Origin of the sequence: Legionella clemsonensis, from assembly GCF_002240035.1 — a bacterium.
Classification (GTDB): domain Bacteria; phylum Pseudomonadota; class Gammaproteobacteria; order Legionellales; family Legionellaceae; genus Tatlockia; species Tatlockia clemsonensis.
The window spans coordinates 1278714-1295259 of sequence record NZ_CP016397.1 but is presented as its reverse complement, the minus strand read 5'-3'; the positions used below and the strand labels follow the sequence as shown (position 1 = coordinate 1295259).

Here is a 16546-nt window from a genome sequence, read left to right as displayed (position 1 = left end):
CCCAGGTCTCCGCCTCATAGCAGACCACCTGTTTAAAAGATGATTAATTAATGAGTCACAGGATCTTGTTTTTCACTATCAATGCCATATTTTTTCATTGCTTCAACTATGGTTGATTTAGGCACTATATCCTGCTGTGCTAAAGCATCTAAGGCCGTCATTGCAATAAATTTAGCATCAACCTCGAAGAAATGGCGCAAACGCTGACGAGTGTCACTACGTCCATAACCATCAGTACCCAAGCTGGTAAAAGGTGCGGTGATATAAGGTCTAATTTGATCTGCATATAGCCGCATATAATCGGTTGCAGCAATAATAGGGCCTTTACGGCCTTCCAATTGCTTACTGACATAACTTTGCTTTGGGTTGTCTTGAGGGTGCAAACGATTATAGCGTTCAACAGCTAAACCATCTCGTCGTAATTCATTAAAACTTGTGACGCTCCATATATCAGAAGTAACTCCAAAATCATCCTGAAGCATTTTCGCCGCGGCAATTACTTCACGTAGAATAGTACCACTACCCATTAATTGAATATGTTTTTTGCTCGGCTTTTTAGTTTCCTTCAATAGATACATTCCTTTGATAATACCTTCTTCTACACCAGCAGGCATCTCAGGGTGAGCATAATTTTCGTTCATGACTGTAATGTAGTAAAAAACATTGTCCTGCTTTTCATACATGCGATATAAGCCATGCTGAATGATAACAGCTAACTCATAAGCAAAGGTGGGATCATAAGTAACACAATTGGGAATGGTTGAAGCCAAAAGGTGACTGTGTCCATCCTGATGTTGCAATCCTTCCCCTGCAAGCGTGGTACGACCAGCTGTACCACCTAATAAAAATCCCCTTGCTTGCATATCACCTGCTGCCCAAGCCAAATCGCCAATACGCTGAAAGCCAAACATAGAGTAGTAAATATAGAAGGGAATCATGGGTAATTTATTGGAACTATAGGATGTTGCAGCAGCTATCCACGAGCAAAATGCCCCTGCTTCATTTATACCTTCCTCAAGAATTTGTCCGTCTTTTGCCTCACGATAATACATGACCTGTTCATGATCGACTGGCGTATACAATTGTCCAACGGGTGAATAAATTCCTATCTGACGGAATAATCCTTCCATGCCGAAAGTACGACATTCATCAGGAACGATGGGAACTATACGCTTACCTAATTCTTTGTCTTTAAGCAAAGCGGATAATATACGCACAAAAGCCATGGTTGTAGAAATTTCGCGATCACCTGTACTCTGAGTCACAGCAGAAAAAGCAGACAAATCTGGAGCTTTCAAAGGTTCAAAGTCACTGCTTCTGGCTGGCAGATATCCTCCCAGTGCTTCGCGTTGCTTGCGCAAATATTGAATTTCAGGACTGTTTTCATCAGGTCGATAAAATGGAATTTCAGTGATTTTATCATCACTTACTGGAATGCTGAATCGATCTCTGAAAGCGCGAAGTTGCTCAATGGTCATCTTTTTCTGCTGGTGAGTAATATTTTGCCCCTCGCCTGCAGCGCCCATTCCATAACCTTTAATTGTTTTAGCCAAAATAACGGTTGGACTTCCGCGGTGCTCAACCGCCTGAGCATAAGCAGCATAAACTTTTTGAGGATCATGACCACCACGATTTAGGCGCCAGATTTCATCATCTGACATATTTTCTACCATTTTTTTCAGTTCAGGATATTGACCAAAGAAATGCTTGCGAACATAAGCACCATCATTGGCTTTATAAGCCTGGTAATCACCATCCACACATTCTTCCATACGCTTTTGCATTATGCCTTTTTCGTCGCGCGCAAATAGTGGATCCCAACGACCACCCCAAACCACTTTTATGACATTCCAACCAGCTCCACGGAATAACCCTTCCAACTCTTGAATAATTTTACCGTTGCCTCGAACAGGGCCATCTAATCGCTGTAAATTGCAGTTAACTACAAAAACCAGATTATCCAGTTTTTCACGGGCAGCAATTGACAATGCTCCTACCGATTCAGGCTCATCCATTTCACCATCGCCAAGAAAAGCCCAGACTTTGCGTCCTTCCGCTTTAATTAAACCCCGATTTTCGAGATATTTTAAAAAACGGGCCTGATAAATTGCTTGCAAAGGACCTAAACCCATCGAGACCGTTGGGAATTGCCAGAAATCACCCATCAGCCACGGATGAGGATAAGAAGAAAGTCCATTCACTTCGACTTCTTGTCTAAAATTATCCAACTGCTGTTCACTCAAACGACCTTCAAGGAAAGCGCGCGCATAAATACCCGGAGAAGAGTGTCCTTGCACATAAATTAAATCTCCGCCATTCTCGCCTTCAGGACCTTTAAAAAAGTAGTTAAATCCCACTTCATATAAAGTGGCAGCAGAAGCGTAGGAAGCAATATGCCCTCCCAGTTCCGGTGCAGATTTTCCGGCACGTAACACCATTGCAACTGCATTCCAGCGAATTAGGGCAGCAATTCGTTTTCCAATTCCCTCATCAGGAGGCATCAGTTTTTCCTCATGAGGTTTAATTGTATTTCGATAAGGTGTATTAATTGAGCTTTTAAGCTTTACCCCTTCCGTATTTGCTTTATTCATCAGCTCTTGTAAAAGAAATGCAGCACGTTCGTTTCCATCAGTAGAGAGTACCGCTTGCAAGGCATCCAGCCATTCACGTGTTTCAATTGGATCTATATCGTTACTATTTTGGTCTAACATGAATGTTCCTCATTAATCGAAAGCTTTAGGGACAAACTGGTCGCAAGCTCTTAATAATCATTCCCCTGCATGCCTGCATGCATACTTGATAATCAGAGCGACAATCACAAGTAGTTTTGCGGCATTGTAGTGGATCACGGAAGGAATTCAACTGAAGCGTAAGAAAATCACCCTTTACACACACTTCATGCTTATAACGTTTATACGTTTTTATTGTCGTTTGTGTCGAAGATGCACAACAACCTGGACAGTTGTTTCGACAAGTTTGCTTACAAGCAGCTGCTTTACATTCACATGCTAATTGACAAGCGGCAATTTGGCTTTTGCTTTTGGCAGTATACACCACATGTGTCTTGCATGAAACCAGCAAAGTACAACACAATATAGCACCGACCATAAATTTTATCATAGTTAACTCATCTATTATTGGATTATTATTAGTTTTTTATTTATAACCAGGATACAAGAGTGAACAATGCCAGAAAAACCAAATAAACAATCAAAGCATGCTCAACCAGACTTTCTGCATAGGGTATAGGTACTGGTTCATTTTCATTGGTTCGGGCAGCCAACAAACCGCCATTACTTAATAAAGCATCATTTTTTTCGGGTGCTGCAAAAAACATTTGCATAAAAAAGTGAATACCCTTTTGAAAATTGCCGACAAGCAAATATAAAAGCACGGTTAACCGTGCTGGTATCCAGTCCAAAACATCAATAATGACTTGGGCAAGTTGAGCGGTTGACAGTTGCTCCCGACTTAAAGAAATCAAACGATAGAAAACTACGCCAAGAGGCCCTGTAACAATATACCAAAAAATGACAGCAAATAATTGCCCATTCACTTTAGCAAAATAATTCCCGACCAAGACTTCATTATCTTGTGTTTCATCCTCATTTCTTACAGGATAAAAAGGATTCTGTGGACCTAAACAATAATAAAAAATAACGAGATTAAGCAGTAAACCAATTAAACCAAAAGCGATAGGTCCAAAAATGTAAAAAACTATCCAGAGTAACAGGATGGGGGGTAACACTACAGCAAGCAAAATCAGACTCTGACTCAGTAAAGAATTATCCGTGGCGCGCAGCTTTTCACTAATAGCATTAAAATAGGAAGAAAACCAGTAAAATCGGTGGTGTGATACGGTATGGACAAGATAACGTTCACTTAGTAAACAAAGGATAATAATAAATAATTTCATTTTTAATCCTTACGCATTTTATCAGACAGAGCAATTGGTGTTGGGTACTTCAACACCACCAGATAAGACGACACAATAAATGTTAAAATCGTCGTGGCTTGAATTAAATTCGCTGCTACCTCGGAAATTAATTTGGTACTTAAGGCAATACTGGCCACCAAAAGGGAAAACTCACTCGCCTGGCCTAGCCGAAAACCAACTTCACGAGCTACCGATTTTTTTTCTCCGGATTTACTCAGAAGAAAGTTAAATAACAATGGCTTAATAATTAACATTAAAAATGCCAGAATAAAAGCAGGGATAACTACCTGAGCAGCAAATGAAAAATTAAATGTGGCGCCGATAGAAAAGAAAAACATGACCAGGAAAAAATCACGCAGAGGCTTTAAACTTTCAGCGATATAAAGTGAAATTGGACTGGAGGCAAGCGTTACTCCTGCAACAAATGCCCCAATATCTTCTGATAATCCCAAAGTTTGCGCCAGGAAGGACATGCTCAGGCACCATCCAATGGAAAGTAAAAAAACATACTCTTGTGTTCTATCAAAACGAGCTAATAATTTAACCAAAATATGGCGCTCAATTACAAAGCCTAAAAAGGTCATTACCGGCAAGGCAACTCCTACCAAAAGAAGATCATTCCAGGCAAAACCGCCTCCTTGAGCCCCATTAATCAAAATTAATACCACGATGGCGATAACGTCTTGCATCAACAAGATACTGATCATTACCTCGCCCGTATGCTGATGATGCAAAATCGTGGTGGGCAATAACTTTAACCCAATGATTGTACTGGAAAACATCATGGCAGCACCAAGAACCCAGGACTCGGTCACTCCCAGGCCAAACCAGCGTCCTATAGAATAGGCAATAACAGCAAGCAAAATGGAACTCACAATGGCAATCCATGTGATTTTCTTCAACATATGGACTAAATTTTGCGGCTGAAGATGCAATCCTAATAAAAAAAGCAGGAATACAATACCAATATCTCCAATTTGCTGAACGACACTTACATCAGACACCAACTTAAATCCCCAGGGACCCAAAGCCGCTCCTAATAGAATATAAGCAACAAGCAATGATTGCTTGGTATACAGTACGATTGTTGAAAATATGGCTGCACCAGCAAAAATTAAGAAAATGGTATAAAACACTGCCCCGGTATGCATAAGCCTAATGTCCCATCTATGTAGCAAAAATTAATAGATAACTATCTAAAACCACAAAATCCCTAGGATACCACAGTTTCCTCTATCCCCAATTATTTAAAGATAAGATTTGTACTTCCAGAAATTTGTCTTCAGGACAAACGCCTCTAATTTTTGAGCACAAAAGACTTCTTCTGCCTACTCACTGTGCCTGATGCACCGCATCAAAAGAGATTAGTCCTGATTTGGGGGGGTGATAGGCTGATGGGCTTCACGTTGCGGCCACCAGGATCCTAATCGGTTCAGAGCACCATAAATCTCGGTGAAACGAGAAGGTAACAGTGACCAAACCTCTAACGACTCCAGCAAGGCATTATTTGGAAAGACCAGACTCACCGCCATATTGGATATATTTCTTAACTTAATCTCATATAATATATTTTTAACTGTAAAGGGTTCTGCCGTAGTAAATATCACCAGCGTTTTGGAGGAAAATTGTTTACTTAAATTAAATAGCTCAGCAACCGTGTCCACGGATGATAAAAACTCAACATTATGATCATAATCTTTCAGAATATTCGCTATCATTAAGCCGTGAATGCTCGCTATTTTTTGCTGTCCTGTAGTAGGAAGAAAACCAACTACTAAATAAGGTTTTTTTCCTGCTTTCTTTTTCGATTGATAAAGGTTTTGCCAAAGTTTGGTCTCTAATGAATCCAAAAGGAGAGTCCGCTGGGCACTTACGCAAGCCCTGCCTAGCCAGACCTCATTTTCCAAATATTCTATTAGCTGTGGATAAACTAAATCAGCAAACTGTTCTGCCGAATAGACAGAGTATAAGGTATTAAATGCATTGCTTAACGTTTTTTGATCAAGATCCTCTAATGCATGGACAATACCCTGAAAACCGGATTGTATACCATCAACTGGAATGGCATGCCATATTTTACCACCACCTTCATACAACAGTGGCTTAATTTTTGAGACAGAATGCCCTTTGCCCATTAGAAAAAGGATTTGTTTAATCAACATAATATCGTCATGACTATAGAGACGATGTCCTTTCATAGTTCTCTTAGGATGAATCAAGCCGTAGCGTCGCTCCCAAGCTCTTAGGGTAACAGGATTAACTCCTGTTTCAGCACAAATATAACCTATTGGAAAATAATTAGCCTTGAAGTCCATTTCACTATCCTCACAATTCAAGTCCACCATTTCTGAATACAGAATAGACAATTAGTAGTCAGGGTGATAACATTTTCAATTTTGCCTATTGTATAACTCATTGAGTTGTAATAATTATAGTTCAACAACGAGGACAGGAGTAAAAAGATTGATGGATTACAGCAGCACAGTACCCTCTCATTCCCCCTTAAAAACAGTATTACCCTGGGTAGTATGGGGTTTGGGTTGTCTGTTTTATTTCTATGAGTGCTTGCTGCAGGTATCACCCAGTGTCATGAGTAATGAATTAATGCGCGATTTCGCTGTGACCAGTCAAACTTTAGGCATTTTATCAGGCATCTATTTCTATTCTTATGCTGCCATGCAACTTCCTGGTGGCGTATTAATGGATTATTTTGGCCCCCAACGCTTGTTAACTATAGCCACTGCTATTTGTGCGATTAGTACAATTGCATTTGGATTAACTAATAATTTTTTTATGGCCTGTATAGCTCGCCTCATGATTGGTTTTGGTTCAGCCTTTGCTGCTGTAGGGGCAATGAAATTGGCTGCCAATTGGTTTCCCGCTCAACGTTTTGCCCTATTAACTGGAATGATGGTTACCATTGGGATGCTGGGAGCTATCGGTGGTGAAACGCCTCTAGCCCTTTTGGTCGATAATTATGGCTGGCGAGAAAGCATGATTATTATGGGATCTGTAGGCTTAATTCTGGCTGTTTTAATTTTAATCATTGTCAAGGATTCGCCAGATAAAAAAAATCAGCCTCACACTATTGAAGAAGAACCATTACTTCCCAGCTTTATAACAATTATAAAAAATCGTCAACTATGGCTAGTAGCTATTTATGGGGGATTGATGTATATGGCAACCCCTGTATTTTGCGGTTTATGGGGAGTTCCCTTTTTAATGTTTAAAATGAATCTGGCTAAGGCAACTGCGGCTAATTACATCTCTCTTGTTTTTGTGGGATGGGCAGTAGCAAGTCCTTTATGGGGATTATTCTCAAATCGCATAGGACGAAGAAAACCGCCGATGTACATTGGCTCCATTGGAGCTTTAATTACAAGTTTGCTTTTTATTTATGCTAATATTGAAACGGGCTGGATAATGCAATTCTTATTGTTTAGTTTTGGCATTTTTTCTGCTGGCTTTCTTCCTGCATTTGCCGTAGCAAAAGAATTGTGTAGTAAGCGTTATGTAGCAACCGGATTAAGTTTCATGAATATGATGAATATGATTGGAATTGCTTTGGCCCAACCTATGATAGGCTTTATTTTGGACAGAATGTGGCAAGGTGAAATGATTGATAAAGTGCGTGTTTATCCTTTAGAAGCGTATCATGTGGCATTAGCTTTATTGCCTGCTGGGATATTTGTTTCTTTATTAATTCTCCCTCGAGTTAAAGAAACCTATTGTCAATCTGTAGTGAATCAATGAGTAGATAAAAGTAGATTAGAGATGGCAAAAAAACTTTATATTAAAACCAATGGTTGTCAGATGAATGACTATGATTCATCAAAAATGGCAGAAGTACTTTTTCATTCCCACGGTTTGGAAAAAACTGATAATGTGGAAGAGGCTGATGTAATTTTATTAAATACCTGCTCCATTCGTGAAAAAGCCCAAGAGAAAGTATTTTCACAACTGGGACAATGGCGTGAGTACAAGCAAAAAAATCCCCATGTTGTTATAGGTGTGGGTGGTTGCGTTGCCAGTCAGGAAGGAGCTGATATTATCAAGCGAGCGCCATTTGTTGATTTAGTCTTTGGCCCACAAACGCTACATCGACTGCCCACCCTGTTAAATGAGCGTTTAACGACTAAAAAAGCGGTAGTAGACATTAGCTTCCCGGAAATTGAAAAATTTGATCATCTGCCAGCTCCTCGTGCAGAGGGTCCTGTAGCGTTTGTATCCATCATGGAAGGCTGTAGTAAATATTGTAGCTACTGTGTTGTCCCTTATACTCGTGGGGAAGAAATTAGCAGACCATTTGATGATGTTTTAGCTGAATGTTATCAATTGGCAGCCCAGGGAGTACGAGAGATCAATCTTTTAGGGCAAAATGTGAATGATTATCGCGGAGCCATGGAAAATGGAGACACCGCTGATCTAGCCTTGTTGATTCATTATCTGGCTGCAATTGATGGTATCGGTCGAATTCGCTTTACCACCTCTCACCCACTTGCTTTTTCTGATAATTTAATTAATGCCTATGCAGAAGTTCCTGAACTGGCTAATCATTTGCATCTTCCAGTTCAAAGTGGCTCAGACAAAATTCTTAGTATGATGAAACGTGGGTACACGGCGATGGAATTTAAATCAAAAATTCGCAAGCTTCGCAAAGTGCGACCTGACATTCGTTTATCCACGGATATTATTGTTGGTTTCCCAGGCGAAACAGACGATGATTTTAAAGCAACAATGGATTTGGTTCACGAGATAGGATTTGATACCTCTTTTAGCTTTATTTATAGCCCACGGCCGGGAACACCTGCCGCCAATCTGGTTGATGAAACATCAATGGAAGTAAAAAAACAGCGGCTGCAAATATTGCAAAATCGCCTGCTCTTACAAGCCTCTAACTATAGTCAATCCATGGTAGGCAGTATCCAACGTATTTTGGTAACCGGTAATTCCAAAAAAAATCCCCAACAATTGGCCGGCCGAACTGAATGTAATCGCGTCGTAAATTTTGATGGCCCTGCCTCATTAATTGGTCAGTTTGTTAACGTCCACATTAGCGAAGCATTACCCAATTCTTTACGAGGCAGAGTCACTGATGAGTTAGTTTCTGCATGATTGAAGTTCTCTCCAGGCACATTGTGGTTCCTCGTGAATTTCACGGACAACGCATTGATATTGTATTGGCGCAATTATTTCCCGATTACTCTCGCTCCCAATTGAGTAGTTGGTTAAAACAAGGTGCCATCACCTTAAACCAGCGGACTTGCAAACCAAAAGATAAGGTGATGGATGGTGATAACATTGAAATGCAGATTGATTTTTCTACACATATTCAACAGGTTGTTTCGCTGCCAGAGGAAATTCCTCTTACTCTTGTTTATGAAGATGAGCATTTATTAGTACTCAATAAACCTGCAGGGCTGGTGGTTCATCCCGGGGCAGGAAACCGGGAACATACGCTGGTAAATGCCCTGTTGCATCATGCGCCTCCTCTGGCAAATTTACCTCGTGCCGGGATAATCCATCGTCTGGATAAAGAGACCACTGGGTTACTAGTTGTTGCCAAAACTCTAAGCGCACATACCAGCCTTATTAGACAAATGCAGGCTCGCGAAATTCATCGCAGCTATATCACTTTAGTACAGGGACATTTGATTTCGGGTGGAGAAATTCATACCTGTTACGGCAGACATCCTAAAAATCGCTTAAAAATGGCGGTTTGTGAACATGGACGCGAAGCAATTACTCTCTACTCCATTCGAAAACAGTATCACGATTATACTCTTCTCGATGTCCAGCTTTTAACAGGTCGAACTCATCAAATTCGTGTGCATATGGCTTACATTAATCATCCTGTGGTTGGTGATCCTCTTTATGGTGGCAGAATGCGTTTCCCAGCTCAGGCATCTGAGGATTTAAGAGAGCATTTAAAACAATTCCAGCGACAAGCCTTGCATGCAGCCCGCTTATCCTTTACGCATCCTGAGACCGAGGAAGAATTGACATTTGAAGCACCTTTGCCGGATGATTTTCAACTCCTTCTACAAGCATTGGATACTCATTTTGAATAAATTTTATGCTGACTGGCCCGCACCAGCCAATATAAGTGCCTTCACTACGCTGCGAAGTCGTGGTTTTAGTAAACCACCTTTTGATAAAAATAATCTGGCGCTACACGTTGGTGATAATAGCATCGATGTCATTTTAAATCGTCAACAATTAAGAAATGATTGCAAGCTTATCAATGAGCCAGTCTGGCTCGATCAAACACACAGTAATCTTCCTGTCCTTGTCGAAGAGGAGTCTAACCGCGAAGCAGATGCGGCAATTACACGCATGCCTTATCAGCCACTCGCTATTATGACGGCAGATTGCTTACCTATTTTGCTTTGCAATCTGGAAGGCAATGAAGTTGCTGCAGTGCATGCTGGGTGGCGTGGTTTGGTCAATGGAATTATTGAAAATACCCTCCATAAAATGCAAAGTTCACCTGCCCAACTAATGGCTTGGATTGGCCCTGCAATCTGTCAAACTTGTTTTGAAGTAGGTAATGAAGTTTTACAAATCTTTCAAAATCACTATCCTGACTCTGCGCAAAACTTTTACTCCCAAGGTGAAAAATGGCATGCCAATTTACCCAGAATTGCAGAGCAAATTTTAAATAATTTAGGCGTTTTGGCCGTTTACCAATCAAATATTTGTACATTTGAGCAAAAAAATGACTTTTATTCCTATCGCAGAGAGTCACAAACAGGTAGAATGGCTACGCTTATTTGGTTTAATAAAAAAAATCGGAATAAATGACATGACTAAAAAAATTCGTTTAGCGATTACAATCTTGCTTACTCTTTTTTCTTTTGAGGCGTTGGCAGAAGAAGCAAAACCCTTGGCTACATGGGCCCCCATCTTAAAAAATACAATGCCAGCCATTGTAAACGTTGCTGTACAAGGCTATCTGCCAAGTATGCCGTCTACCACTGAAGACAATGAAGATAGTCAGGATGCCCCTGCTCCGCAACAACTTCCAGAAAAACCAAGAAAATTTCAAAGCATTGGTTCAGGAGTCATCGTTGATCCGCAAAATGGGGTTATTATCACCAACGACCATGTGATTCGTAATGCATCCTTAATCACTGTCACTTTAAATGATGGTCGCCGTTTAAAAGCCAAATTAATTGGTGGTGACAGCGATACTGACATTGCTGTACTTAAAATTGATGCAAAAAATCTCAAGAGTCTTCCTATAGGCAATTCCGACAATGCAGAAGTAGGTGATTTTGTAGTCGCCATTGGAAATCCTTTTGGACTTAATAGTTTTGGTAACAGTCAGACAGCTACTTTTGGAATTATTAGTGCAACCAAGCGTAGTGATTTAAACATTGAAGGTTTGGAAAACTTTATTCAAACAGATGCAGCCATTAACCCCGGAAATTCAGGAGGTGCTTTGGTAAACACCAATGGCGAGTTAATTGGAATTAATACCGCAATTATTTCACCTTATGGTGGTAACGTGGGCATTGGCTTTGCCATTCCTATTAATATGGCAAAAGACGTTGCTCAGCAATTGATTAAATTTGGTACCATTCATCGAGGGCTAATGGGGATTTTTGTGCAACATCTTACCCCTGAATTGGCTCAGGCAATGGGATATCCTGAAGATTTTCAAGGTGCAATTATTGCTCAGGTTAATCAGGATTCCCCTGCCGAAAAAGCAGGTCTTAAACCCGGTGATATCATAACAAAAATTAATGATACTAAAATAACTCAGGCTACTCAGGTTAAATCAACCATTGGCTTATTACGTGTTGGCAGTGAAGCCAAACTTACTATTCAACGTGATGGTAAAGAAATGACCTTAAGTGCTGTAGTAACTGACGTTAAAAAGCATGAACAGCATTTACAAGCTAATAATCCATTCTTATATGGACTAGCTTTAAAAAACTTTGAACAAGATTCTCCATTACATGGCCATATTGTAGGTGTTCAAGTTTCTGGTGCAGCTGAGAACAGTGCTGGCTGGCGAGCAGGATTAAGACCCGGAGATATTATTATTTCTGCTAATAAACAACCTACTCCAAGCGTTAGAGCATTGCAAACGATTGCTCAACAACAAAACAAGCAATTGTTGGTACAGGTTCTACGTGGTCCTGGTGCGCTGTATTTGCTTATCGTGTAGTTAATTACCTTCCACCTATTCCATCATCCTGAATGCGGTGTAAAGCCGCATAAAGGATCTTTGCAAGCGAAAGTTGAGCCATAGAATCACGCTTTTTATGGAATATTTTTTATAGGGCAATAAAAAAAAGAAATTAAAATATTCCTTTCTTGGTATTGACATCAAACGCTTAAAGAGACAAAATCACGACCTCTTGTGGCTATGTAGCTCAGCCGGTTAGAGCGCGGCACTCATAATGCTGAGGTCGGTGGTTCGAGTCCACCCATAGCCACCATAAAATAAGAATCCTATTCTGATAAGTGGGATTTAAATTTGCTCTAAAGTTCAAATAACGTACTTACTACTAAATCATCTCATTTACAAGCATAAAAATCAGATGAAGAATGGCTTATAGTGATGGATAATTCTTTTGCTCCATCTGTGCTAGACAATGGTTCTTTTCCCCATTAAATTGCCTTTAATTATCCTAAAAACCTATTGTATCCTTTCAAATTTGGTTATGATGGTGTTATCAATTATTTTATGGTTGTTGAATGCGAAAGATTGCGGTTGCTATACTGATTTTGTTTTGCTTGACAGTCACTTGTGCAACAGAAGTTAATATCAAGTCGATTACTATTGATGGGCAATCGGCTTATATGCTTCAGGTAACAGGGTTTGCACATCAAAATAATGCATTGCAGCTTAAATTCAAATTGTCTTCCGCATTAAAGCAACCCATAGCGATTGAACAACCTGCTAACTCAAATAATTATGTTGTTAAAGTCGGACCTATTCACGATTTTAAATTGGCTCAAGAACTGCAAAAAAAAATAATTGAAGAAACAAAAAATAAAACAACGCCGCTAAATACCGCGACCAATAATAAACCTTCAGCAATCGCATCTCCCGTTACTACTGTTAGTGACAGTGGCGAAGAAGAGGAGATAAATCCTCCTGCCAAAAAATTGTGGAACTTACGCAATGCAGACATCCGTGCCGTCATTGCGGAAGTGTCGCGAGTAACCGGTAGAAATTTTATTGTTGATCCACGCGTCCAGGGCAAAATATCCATTGTTTCAAGTACACCTATTTCTAATAAAGAACTGTATCAAGTATTCTTATCCATGCTGCAAATTTCAGGCTATGCAGCCATACCTAGCGGCGCGGTCATTAAAATTGTCCCCAATATTGATGCTAAAACTCAGTCGCCTTATGGCTTAAGTCTGTTGAAAAGCCCCCCTCAAGGCGATGAAATGATGGTAGCAGTAGTACCAGTGCATTATGTCCCTGCCGAACAACTTGTCCCTGTTTTACGGCCATTAATGCCACAATGGAGTAGTGTTTCTGCTTATGCTCCTTCCAACAGGCTCATTTTATCCGGCCGCGCCAGCAATATTAAACAACTGGTCAGAATTATTCGACAGGTTGATAGCTCCTCCGCTAACGGCATTGACATGATTCCTTTAAAACATGCCCTGGCAATGGATGTAGCCAGCACACTAAAAGATTTAATAAAAACACAACCTGGCCTTAGCAGTCACGCTCAAACCATGATTGCCGCCGATGATCGCAGCAACTCCATATTATTAAGTGGGAGTAAAACAGACAGAATTCGATTGCGATTATTAATTGCAAAATTAGATCGCCGAAGCGCTTATGGTACGGACAGCAATACTCAAGTTGTTTATTTAAATTATTTAAGAGCTGAAGATTTGGTACCCATTTTAGCAGGTATTGCTCAGGCAAATTTTAGTGGTAACGTAGGAACCACTATTGGCACAATAACTCGTCCTGAATTAGATAGTACGAATCCTGCTTCAAACCTAGTTAGCAACTCCTCCAGTGGGAATCAAACTCCTGCACAAACCACTCCGCCTCCTGTGACTAATCCGGCAGCTACCCCTAATACTACGGCGGCGGCTACACAAACTGAAGGAACCACCAAACCTACTGTGCAAATTATTGCAGAGCCGAATACCAACTCCATTATTCTAAATGCCCCAGTCAGCTTAATTCGTACATTAAAATCCGTTATTCGTCAATTGGATATTAAACCCGCTCAATTGTTAATTGAAGCCCTGGTCGCAGAAATAGATGAAAATGATCTTAACAGCTTGGGAATAGAATGGGGAAGCGATCGACAAACTGGTAATCCTGCCGATTTCAGACCAGGTTTTGCTATTATCAATTCACAAACCAGAATTGATGATTTCCAGGCCCAGATTTACGCCCTGGCACGTGATCGTAAAGCCAATATTTTATCCACACCGTCTGTAGTAGTGCTGGATAATCGACAAGCTAAAATTCTTGTAGGTCGTCAAGTATCTGTAGCCACCACCAGCTATCCTAATAATGCAGGGGGTACAACTGTAGCCAGCCCATATACCACCTTTGATCGCGTCAATGTGGCGCTGCATTTATACGTCAGACCTCAAATTACCCAGGGCAATGGCATTCAACTACAAATCGATCAAGGAAACGATACGATTGATCCGTCGACTACACTGAACACCGATAATCCCGTTTTTAAAATTTCCAGTATTGTAACTTCTGTACATGTAGAGAGTGGTGACATTGTCGTGTTGGGTGGCTTAACCCAGGACAGCATTGGTAATGATGATAATCGCATTCCTATCATAGGTGATTTGCCAGGAGTAGGACGGCTTTTCCAACATAATATTCAAAGCCGCGAAAAACGCGTTTTAATGGTATTTATCAAACCCTGCATACTTAGAAGTCGTAATGATGCACTTTTTGTAACAAGCGACAAATATAAAGACGTTCGGCAAGAGCAACTAGAGTTTTTACGAGAGCAACCTTACAACCCTGAAAACAATGATATTTTACTACCATCCATGAATCAGACAGCATTACCGCGGCCATTTAGTCAGTCCACGCAACAAACTGTTATACTTAAACAACAGCCTAAACAACGTATTCTAATGACTAAATAAATATGGAAAATCAGGAAAAACTAAAACGTCTTCCTTATATTTTTGCTAAAACACAGGGCGTCATAGCAAGTTGGCAAGATAATGGCATTACAACTGTTTACCATCTTGCCAATCCTTCATTGCCTGTTTTAGCCGAAGTAAAGCGTCTGCTTCAGTGTGAGTTAGCATTTACTGAAGTGAATGAGTCCGAATTTCAACAGCATTTAGCCCAAATTTATCAATCTCAATCCTCGGTTTTTGATGCTGCAGAAGTTATGGAAGAAGATATGGATTTATCCTTGCTTGCCGACCAACTACCAGTGAGTGAAGACTTGCTTGATAATCAGGATGATGCTCCAATTATTCGACTATTGAATGCCTTATTTACCCAGGCAATTAAACAAAAAGCTTCTGATATTCATATTGAAACTTACGAAAGCCGCGTTCTTGTGCGTAACCGGATTGATGGCGTTTTAAATGAAGTTCTGGAAATTCAGCGTGCCATTGCTCCTTTAGTGATTTCTCGTGTCAAAGTCATGGCAAAACTGGATATTGCAGAAAAGCGCATCCCTCAGGATGGCCGTATTGCCTTACGCATCGGTGGGCATAATATTGATGTAAGGGTTTCCACCCTACCCTCTAATCACGGAGAACGCATTGTTTTGCGTATTTTAGATAAGCAAGCAGCACAACTTGATTTAAGTCTTTTGGGAATGCCTCAATCCACATTAAAAGCAATGCGCAAAATGATTGCCGAGCCTCACGGAATTATTTTGGTAACAGGACCTACCGGTTCTGGTAAAACAACTTCCCTCTATGCCATGCTGACTGAGCTCAATGAAGTTAGCCGTAATATCTTAACCATTGAGGATCCCATTGAATATGATTTACCTGGTGTTGGTCAAACACAGGTAAACACCAAAGTGCAAATGACTTTTGCCAAAGGACTTAGAGCCATTTTGCGTCAGGATCCAGATGTAGTCATGATCGGGGAAATCCGTGATCTGGAAACTGCAGAAATTGCTGTTCAGGCGAGTTTAACAGGTCACCTAGTGCTTTCCACCTTACATACAAACAGTGCTCTTGGTGCTATCACACGCTTGCACGATATGGGTGTGGAGTCATTTTTATTAGCCTCGAGTATTGTAGGATTAATTGCACAACGACTTGTCCGCAAATTATGCCCTCACTGCAAAACCCCTCACCAATTACGTGAAGATGAGATTGAATTAATGCGACTTTCACCCGATACAGACATTTCGAAAATTTGTGAACCCAAAGGATGTGAACAGTGCAATCATTCTGGCTATCGTGGTCGCACAGGAATCTATGAATTAATTTCCATTGATGAAACACTTCGAGGCATGATCCACCGAAATGAAAATTTGCAGGTGATAGATAATTATTTACGGCCAAGCGTCCCTACCATTCGTGAAGATGGCTTTAAACGAGTTTTAGCAGGTGATACTGCCTTGGCAGAGATTTTGCGGGTCACAAGTCAACACTAAGGTTGCTGAC

12 protein-coding genes and 1 tRNA gene are annotated in these 16546 nt (G+C 40.5%); 8 read left to right on the top strand and 5 right to left on the bottom strand.

Translation table 11 applies throughout. The annotated features are described in order from the left end of the window. Positions 1-47: 47 nt before the first annotated feature. The 5 genes from aceE to clem_RS15285 all read right to left on the bottom strand — a co-directional run bounded on the left by aceE (position 48) and on the right by clem_RS15285 (position 6252). Positions 48-2711, bottom strand: a complete 2664-nt coding sequence (gene aceE, locus clem_RS05585) for a pyruvate dehydrogenase (acetyl-transferring), homodimeric type (protein WP_094090726.1) — start codon at positions 2709-2711, stop codon at positions 48-50. A 25-nt stretch (positions 2712-2736) separates the two neighbouring features. Beyond that, positions 2737-3120, bottom strand: coding sequence for an acyltransferase (locus tag clem_RS14785; protein ID WP_157698186.1), 384 nt, complete (start codon positions 3118-3120; stop codon positions 2737-2739). Between the two features lie 40 nt (positions 3121-3160). Further along, a complete protein-coding gene (gene ampE / locus clem_RS05580; RefSeq protein ID WP_094090725.1) occupies positions 3161-3916 on the bottom strand; it encodes a regulatory signaling modulator protein AmpE in 756 nt (251 codons plus the stop codon). 2 nt (positions 3917-3918) lie between these two features. Continuing rightward, positions 3919-5088: a cation:proton antiporter gene (locus clem_RS05575; RefSeq protein WP_094090724.1), complete on the bottom strand. Its 1170-nt coding sequence runs from the start codon at positions 5086-5088 to the stop codon at positions 3919-3921. 213 nt (positions 5089-5301) lie between these two features. Then, entirely contained in the window at positions 5302-6252 is a 951-nt protein-coding gene (locus tag clem_RS15285; protein ID WP_198333196.1) for a MerR family transcriptional regulator, read from the bottom strand. 151 nt (positions 6253-6403) lie between these two features. Between clem_RS15285 and clem_RS05565 the strand changes: the two genes are divergently transcribed. The 8 genes from clem_RS05565 to lspE all read left to right on the top strand — a co-directional run bounded on the left by clem_RS05565 (position 6404) and on the right by lspE (position 16536). Beyond that, positions 6404-7690 (top strand): MFS transporter, encoded by a 1287-nt coding sequence (locus clem_RS05565; protein WP_094090722.1) that lies wholly within the window; start codon positions 6404-6406, stop codon positions 7688-7690. A gap of 21 nt (positions 7691-7711) precedes the next feature. Then, a complete protein-coding gene (miaB, locus tag clem_RS05560) occupies positions 7712-9052 on the top strand; it encodes a tRNA (N6-isopentenyl adenosine(37)-C2)-methylthiotransferase MiaB (RefSeq protein WP_094090721.1) in 1341 nt (446 codons plus the stop codon). Further along, positions 9049-10008, top strand: coding sequence for a 23S rRNA pseudouridine(1911/1915/1917) synthase RluD (rluD, locus tag clem_RS05555; RefSeq protein WP_094090720.1), 960 nt, complete (start codon positions 9049-9051; stop codon positions 10006-10008). Before miaB ends, rluD begins: the two co-directional genes overlap by 4 nt. After that, on the top strand, positions 10001-10741 hold the full coding sequence (pgeF, locus tag clem_RS05550) for a peptidoglycan editing factor PgeF (RefSeq protein WP_198333194.1): 741 nt from the start codon (positions 10001-10003) through the stop codon (positions 10739-10741). The genes rluD and pgeF overlap by 8 nt, the downstream gene beginning before the upstream one ends. 1 nt (position 10742) lies before the next feature. Then, positions 10743-12113 carry a Do family serine endopeptidase gene (locus clem_RS05545; protein ID WP_094090718.1) on the top strand — a complete coding sequence of 457 codons (1371 nt, stop codon included), beginning with the start codon at positions 10743-10745 and terminating at the stop codon, positions 12111-12113. A 197-nt stretch (positions 12114-12310) separates the two neighbouring features. Continuing rightward, positions 12311-12387 (top strand) — tRNA-Met (locus tag clem_RS05540). Between the two features lie 259 nt (positions 12388-12646). Then, complete coding sequence (lspD, locus tag clem_RS05535; RefSeq protein ID WP_094090717.1) at positions 12647-15049, top strand: GspD family T2SS secretin variant LspD; 2403 nt, start codon at positions 12647-12649, stop codon at positions 15047-15049. Positions 15050-15051: 2 nt separating this feature from the next. Further along, complete coding sequence (gene lspE, locus clem_RS05530) at positions 15052-16536, top strand: GspE family T2SS ATPase variant LspE (RefSeq protein WP_094090716.1); 1485 nt, start codon at positions 15052-15054, stop codon at positions 16534-16536. Positions 16537-16546 lie beyond the last annotated feature (10 nt).